At 35.1% G+C, this 6815-nt stretch carries 5 protein-coding genes and 1 riboswitch; all 5 genes read right to left on the reverse strand.

Going from position 1 to position 6815, the window contains the following annotated elements; translation table 11 throughout:
• Nucleotides 1-28 precede the first annotated feature (28 nt).
• Nucleotides 29-1084: a DNA polymerase IV gene (gene dinB, locus GQ598_RS08780; RefSeq protein WP_160403746.1), complete on the reverse strand. Its 1056-nt coding sequence runs from the start codon at nucleotides 1082-1084 to the stop codon at nucleotides 29-31.
• Nucleotides 1085-1165: 81 nt separating this feature from the next.
• Complete coding sequence (gene cptA, locus GQ598_RS08785) at nucleotides 1166-2872, reverse strand: phosphoethanolamine transferase CptA (RefSeq protein ID WP_160403747.1); 1707 nt, start codon at nucleotides 2870-2872, stop codon at nucleotides 1166-1168.
• Between the two features lie 187 nt (nucleotides 2873-3059).
• A complete protein-coding gene (thiQ, locus tag GQ598_RS08790; protein ID WP_160403749.1) occupies nucleotides 3060-3764 on the reverse strand; it encodes a thiamine ABC transporter ATP-binding protein ThiQ in 705 nt (234 codons plus the stop codon).
• Complete coding sequence (gene thiP, locus GQ598_RS08795; RefSeq protein WP_160403752.1) at nucleotides 3742-5370, reverse strand: thiamine/thiamine pyrophosphate ABC transporter permease; 1629 nt, start codon at nucleotides 5368-5370, stop codon at nucleotides 3742-3744. Before thiP ends, thiQ begins: the two co-directional genes overlap by 23 nt.
• Complete coding sequence (thiB, locus tag GQ598_RS08800) at nucleotides 5342-6346, reverse strand: thiamine ABC transporter substrate binding subunit (protein ID WP_160403754.1); 1005 nt, start codon at nucleotides 6344-6346, stop codon at nucleotides 5342-5344. Before thiB ends, thiP begins: the two co-directional genes overlap by 29 nt.
• A gap of 41 nt (nucleotides 6347-6387) precedes the next feature.
• Nucleotides 6388-6497, reverse strand: a riboswitch (TPP riboswitch).
• Nucleotides 6498-6815 lie beyond the last annotated feature (318 nt).

Consider the following 6815-nt stretch of genomic DNA (forward strand, 5'->3'; position numbering starts at 1 on the left):
GCATCCTCATTTTTTTGATAAAAAATACCTAAAACGGAAAAATTAACTGTTTTTCAACTTGTGGATCAATTAACGTTACATGAAAACCAATTAACCGAACACCACGACCATTACGTCGTTCTAACCAAACTTTATGCGCTTGTTCAATCAAATCGGCTTTATCTAATTTAGACCATACATGCTCTTGAGTTGTCAGTTGAAAATCGTCAAACTTAAATTTGACACCTTGCCGAGCGATCGACAAGTCAGCACGCACTTTACTTAATCGTTTTTCTATCTCTTCAAATAATGGGTCAAATTGCAATAAACACTCATCCCAACTATGGATATCGTCAGTTAAAGTGCGCTCTACGCCAACGGATTTACGTTGCCTGTCATTATAAATTTCGCGATCATCAATACCTTGGCATCGCTCATACAATATGCGTCCAAATTTACCAAATTGATTGAATAATTTTGTTACGTCGTAATTAACGACATCTTTACACGTAAATAGCCCTAATTGTGCCAGCTTCTTTTCTGTGACTTTACCTACACCAGGGATTTTTTTTAAAGGAAGCTGCGCAATAAAACTATCGACCTCATCAGGTGTTATCACATACTGGCCATTAGGCTTATTCATATCTGAAGCAATTTTGGCAAGAAATTTAAGTGGAGCAACACCAGCCGACGCCGTTAATTCAATTTCCTTAAAAATAGCTTGGCGAATATCTTGAGCAATTAAGGTAGCTGAACCGTAACAAAGCTTGCAATCGGTCACATCAAGGTAAGCCTCATCAAGCGATAAAGCCTCTATAGATTCAGTATACCGCCTAAAAATTTGGTGGATCTGTTTTGACACTTCTTTATAAACCGCATGCCTACCTGGTATAATTTTAAGATTAGGGCACAATTTAATAGCTTGTGCCATTGACATAGCACTATGTATACCATATTGACGAGCTAAATAATTGGCAGTGGCAACTACACCACGTTTACGGGGATCACCCCCAACCGCAATGGGCAAATTGCGATAACGGGGATTATCTCTCATCTCAACGGCGGCATAAAAACAATCCATATCGACATGAATAATTTTTCGCATAAAACGGCTTCACAACACCAAAAAACACTGTATAAATATACAATATCACAACTAAAACTGTTGTGTAAATAGCCTTTACGGTTACTTAGCCAATTTATCAAAATCAATTAAACCATTTTTATCATAAGGATCGCCAATCCAGCGCGTTGATTGATGAAAATTAGGATTAACAATACTTTTTTCAGGAACGTATAAGTTATAGCTTAACCCTGCTAAATCAGACCATGTGTGAATCAAATCTTGCGTACTAAATTTGCGATCCACATAATGTTGATAATGATTCGGATGAGTTGCTACCCATGTTGGTGATTGCCACAGCATAAATGGCACAGTATACATGGTGCGAGTTGGTGCTTTTTCGTTTCGCCCTAAGATATTGTGTGGAGAGGTTTGATAAACATCTTCGCCATGATCTGAAAAGTACAACATAAAGCCATTTTCTTGGCTATCTTTAAAGATATTAAAAAGCGTTGTCGTAATATAATCGTTATAACTTATGGCATTATCATAAGTATTATACACATCGACTTTATCGTCATCGATATTAAATGTAATGCCTGTTTTATCTTTAAAACGATCATGCTCACCATCTTTTGGGTAACGGAACGCGTATTTCATATGCGTGCCTAGCAAATGAATAACAATGAATTTCTTCTCACTTGGATCATGCAACACTTTTTTAAATGGTTCAAAAACGGACTCATCATATCGCCTTGCACTTTGATTACGATCGTTATTCATATAAAACTGTTCATCCGTTTGCTGAGAAAACATCGTTAACATCGTATTACGCCTAGTCATTGTTTGCTGATTGGTGATCCAAAACGTTTTATAACCTGCTTGTTTCATTAAATGGATTAAAGACGGCGTTTTTAAATATAAATCTGGGTGCTGTTCATCAGCAAAAGTTAACGCTTGTTGCAAAATTTCAATAGTATAAGGTCTTGATGAAACCACATCATTAAATACCACAAAATTCGGATTATCTTTTTTAAACTGCTCAATTTGTGGTGTAGTATCCCGCCCATAGCCATAAATGCCCATTCTATTGCGTGTTGTTGATTCACCTATTACTAGCACTAACGTTCTTGGGGTATTACCGTTGGCATCTTTTAAATTTTCTAACGGGGGTAATGTTTGCAAATGGTTTAAAATATCTTCCATATTTGATAATTGTGAACGATAGGCTAAATAACTATTAAGTAATTGCCATGGTACGGTTGTTTCCATACGTGTTAACAGGTGCGATCCCGCTTTCTTGATAGATGATTTTTTTATTGTGACACTAATAAACACCGGCATAATGGCATAAATCACAATTAACATTGATACAATCCATTTAGTATAGCTTTTGACATAAACTGGTTTTACTTTAGTCCACAGAAAAATCCCAACCAAGCTATAAATAATCAAAATCACAACTAATTTAATGCTCAAATACTGCTGAATAAACTCACTAGACTCAGCAAAGTTTGATTCCGCCATAATAAAAAAGACACTTTGCGAAAATTCCTGTCGATAAATAATAAAATATCCGATAGAAATCAAAGACAAACTACCCACAATCATCCCAAAAACAGTCGCAATACTCCGCGTATAGTTAGGAAAAATTAAAACAGGAATAAGCCAAATCAAACTATAAATAATAGAATCACGCAATCCAATAACATTAGAATGACCAGAAAAGAAAATATACAATTGCAACGCACTAGAAAAATAAGTAAAAAATAGAATATTAAAGATAAGTGCTGATCGACTAAAAGAACAATTTGCTTTGGTATTTTGCATAGATATTAAATAAGTTTGTTATTAATTATTAAAAACAATCTACGCAAAATAGATTAATAAAACCTTAAGACATAAAAATTTTGATTTAAATAATAAGTTATCAAAAAAAATAATCGTAAGTTAATTTAGATGAATAATAGATAAATGGACAGCTAAATACCTTTATTTAGCCATTAACAACGACTATTTATTGAAAATTAAAACCCAACATTTTGGCAATGTGACTATTTTCAGATTGTTTTAATTGTTTTGGAAAACCATTAAAGACAATCTGGCCATTATCCACCACCAAACAATGTGAAAAATAGTCAAGAAAATCACCAAAATGATGCGATACCATCATTAGTGTCAAATTAAACTCATCACAAATTTGATCAACCAACGCTAACATTTCAAAGCGCAAAGCTTGATCGAGAGCTGAAAACGGCTCGTCTAACAACAAAATAGGACGACGTTGAATTAAACAACGAGCTAAAGCAACACGCTGACGTTGCCCGCCTGAAAGCTGATCAGGATAACGATCATTAAAGCCCACTAAACCGACTTTAGCTAACATATCACCAATTGTTTGCCTTTCAGAAACATTTAGTTTTAAACACGGTCTAATGCCTAAACCAATATTTTGCTCAACGGTTAAATGACTAAATAAATTATGATGTTGAAATAAAATCGAAACAGGACGTTTTCCTGGCAAAGTGCTAGTCATATTTTGATGATTCAATAAAATATTCCCTGAATCGGGTAAGATAAACCCAGCTATCAAACTTAACAACGTACTTTTACCCGCACCACTTGGGCCCACAATCACTACCTTATCTTTAGAGGTGATTTTAATATCAAAATGCATTTTAAAATTATCATAATGATAATTAATTTGATTCAGTTCGATCATAATCTATTACAACGAGTAAACTAAAAGATAATATTAACAATAATGCAGCCGTTACAGTACTTTCTTGATAATGATAATGTGAAATCTGCTCATACAAATAATAGGGTAACGTAATGACAGACTGCCCACCAAACAACGCAACAATACCAAAATCACCCAGTGACAATATCGCAGAAAAAGCAAAGCTCTGAACAATTAATTTTTTTAGTGCTTTATATTCGATCAAATAAAAATGTGAAAATCCATTAATATTCAGTGACTGGCTTAATTTCCAGTAGCGTGAAGTCACATCATACATTGGTGCAGCAAGATTTTTTAATATAAAAGGTAATGCCATTAAACCATTACATAACATCATTAACGCACAAACAAATACAGAACTATAAGCATACGGAAATAACAGTAAAAACAGACCCGATGCCAGCACCATACTTGGAATAATTAAAATAAGTGAACCAACTAACATTAACCGATTGCTCCAATGGATTTGCTGATTAATCAACAAACGGCTATTTGTATAAAGCAACAATAGCGCAAGCAACATAGCAATAATGGCCGAACCAAAAGCAATCAACAACGAAAACATAACCGCGTGTTGAAAAGCTACAGTCAAAAACGACCACTTAAAAAAATAGATACCTTCAATCAGCATGATAACAATTGGTAACAAAATAAATAACCCACCAATAACAACAATCACCATACTTAACAAAGCCAAATTCAACGAAACAGGCAAACGATAGCGCTGCCTAACATAACACACATTAATTTTTGGATAATGATGGTTCTTTTGCATTAACCACATAAAAAAGGCGCAATAAACTAACTGCAAACACGCCAAAAGCACTGCTTCAATCAAATCAAAATCACGAATGGCTTGATAAATAGCAACTTCAAGTGTGGTATATTTAGGCCCGCCTCCAAGCGCCAACGTAATAGCAAAGCTAGAAAAACAAAGCATAAAAATCAGTGTTGCCATTGGGAATAATTGCCTGCGCAACAATGGCCATTCAACCAATTTAAAATAAACAAAACTCGAAAAATTCAATTGCGCTGCTAACTGTTTTTGCTCAACAGGCACACTATTTAATGTTTGATAAAATAAAAAACAAGCATACGGAAAATTAAGAAACACATGCGCAAGCAAAATTCCTTTTAAACCATAAATAGAGCCCATAAATGGCAGCCCCAAACAATCAAAAACTCTCGCTAATAAACCTTGTTGACCATAAACAGATAACAACCCAGTCACTACCACCAGCGTAGGCAAAATAAAGGTAATAGGCATAATGCGTAACAACACCCCTTTACCCCAAAAATTGACCATTGATAAAGCCTTTGCCATTAATATTGCCAACAAAACAGATAACAATGTCGATAGTATTGCCTGATAAGTTGTTATCCAAATCACATGCAACAAATAGCTATCAAAATAAACAGTTAAATTATTGGATTTAATCGCAGCTACGCAAAGCGCAAACAGCGCTGTACCTAATACAATTAAGATCAAGCTTGCAGCACTAATACCGGGGAGTAACGTTCTTAATTTCAACATCAAACTAAATATAACTATTGGCTTACTGACTGATAGTCGATTTCCATTCACGCACCCAAGCTTTTTGTTTAAGTTCAACTTGCTTTGCATCAAACTCAAGCGCTTTATTAACTGGCTTAATTTGCTCAAAAGCTTCAGGTAGCGGCGTATTAACAATAGGGTACATAATATTTTTTTCTGCAAATTGACGCTGTACATCAGGCGTTAATAAATATTGCAAAAAAGCACGGGCTAATTCGGGGTGTTGACTATACTTAGTAATTCCCACCACTTCAACTTGGCGATAATGACCTTCATCAAAAATTGCAGCAACATAACGATGCTCATTATTATTCATAATATGAGCAACGGGCGACGTGCTATAACTCAGCACAAAATCCGCCTCACCTTTTAAAAATAGTCCATAAGCCTCGCTCCAGCCCTTTGTGACGGTCACGGTATTTTTAGCTATTTTTTTCCATGCTGATGCTGCATCATCACCGTATATACTCTTAATCCAAAATAACAAACCTAAGCCGGGGGTGCTCGTTCTTGGATCTTGATAAATGATCCGCCAATTATCTTTATTATCCACTAACTCATGCATACTATGTGGTGGATTAGTGATCTTTTGTTGATCATAGATAAAAGCAAAATAACCAAAATTATAAGGCATAAAATCGCTATCCCACCAATCGATATTTAAATTATCGGGTTTACTGATTTGATGGGGAACAACAATATTGGCCTTTTTAGCTTGTTCTAAAAGGTTATTATCTAACCCTAAAATAACATCAGCATTAGTTTTATCACCCTCAAGACGCATTCTATTTAAAACTGACACGCCATCGCCTAATGTAACAATCTCAAGTTGACAGTCACACTGGGCTTCAAACCCCTTTTCAATCGCCTGACCAGGTCCCCATTCTGAAATAAACGAATTATAACTATAAACAGTCAAAGTAGGTTTTTCGCTAGTAGCATTGGCATTGTTGACCACAAAAAGTACAAACAAGCCTAAAGGTAATAAAACATTCTTAAAAAACATTTTGCCTCCAAAATAGCAAATAAAAGACAAAAGGTTTGAGCAGATACAATAAACTCAAATCCCTCCGCTGGCATGATCCAGTTCAGGTTCGACGGGTTATGTTAGCCAATCAAACATTCTCAGCCCTACTGGGGCACCCCGTTGAGAACGTCGAGTAGTTTAGAGGTTAGCGTGGGGATTGTAAACAACGAAAGTGACCAAGAGTGTATGTTTGCGCTTTTTTTTAAACACCAAAACAAAAATATGATTAAATTCGATATCTTTTTAGACATTTTTTAGTTGGTTAAATGGTTTTCATTATGGTTTCTTATTCGTAGTTTTGTCGATTTGTTAGATGTCGCAACCTTACCAACTTTGTATAAACGATTGATTTTTATTGAAAAACCTAGATTACACCATGAAGTGCAATTCGTCTTAGCTCCTTAGAATAAAAGGAGGCAGGGCTTTTAAACTTATGCCGTTTTCTTGG

Origin of the sequence: Gilliamella sp. Pas-s95 (genome assembly GCF_009795795.1) — a bacterium.
GTDB classification, from domain to species: domain Bacteria; phylum Pseudomonadota; class Gammaproteobacteria; order Enterobacterales; family Orbaceae; genus Gilliamella; species Gilliamella bombicola.

Coding starts and splice junctions, on each gene's coding strand:
- thiB (WP_160403754.1), bottom strand. CDS start 6,346: ATGTTTTTTAAGAATGTTTTATTACCTTTAGGCTTGTTTGTACTTTTT.
- cptA (WP_160403747.1), bottom strand. CDS start 2,872: ATGCAAAATACCAAAGCAAATTGTTCTTTTAGTCGATCAGCACTTATC.
- dinB (WP_160403746.1), bottom strand. CDS start 1,084: ATGCGAAAAATTATTCATGTCGATATGGATTGTTTTTATGCCGCCGTT.
- thiQ (WP_160403749.1), bottom strand. CDS start 3,764: ATGATCGAACTGAATCAAATTAATTATCATTATGATAATTTTAAAATG.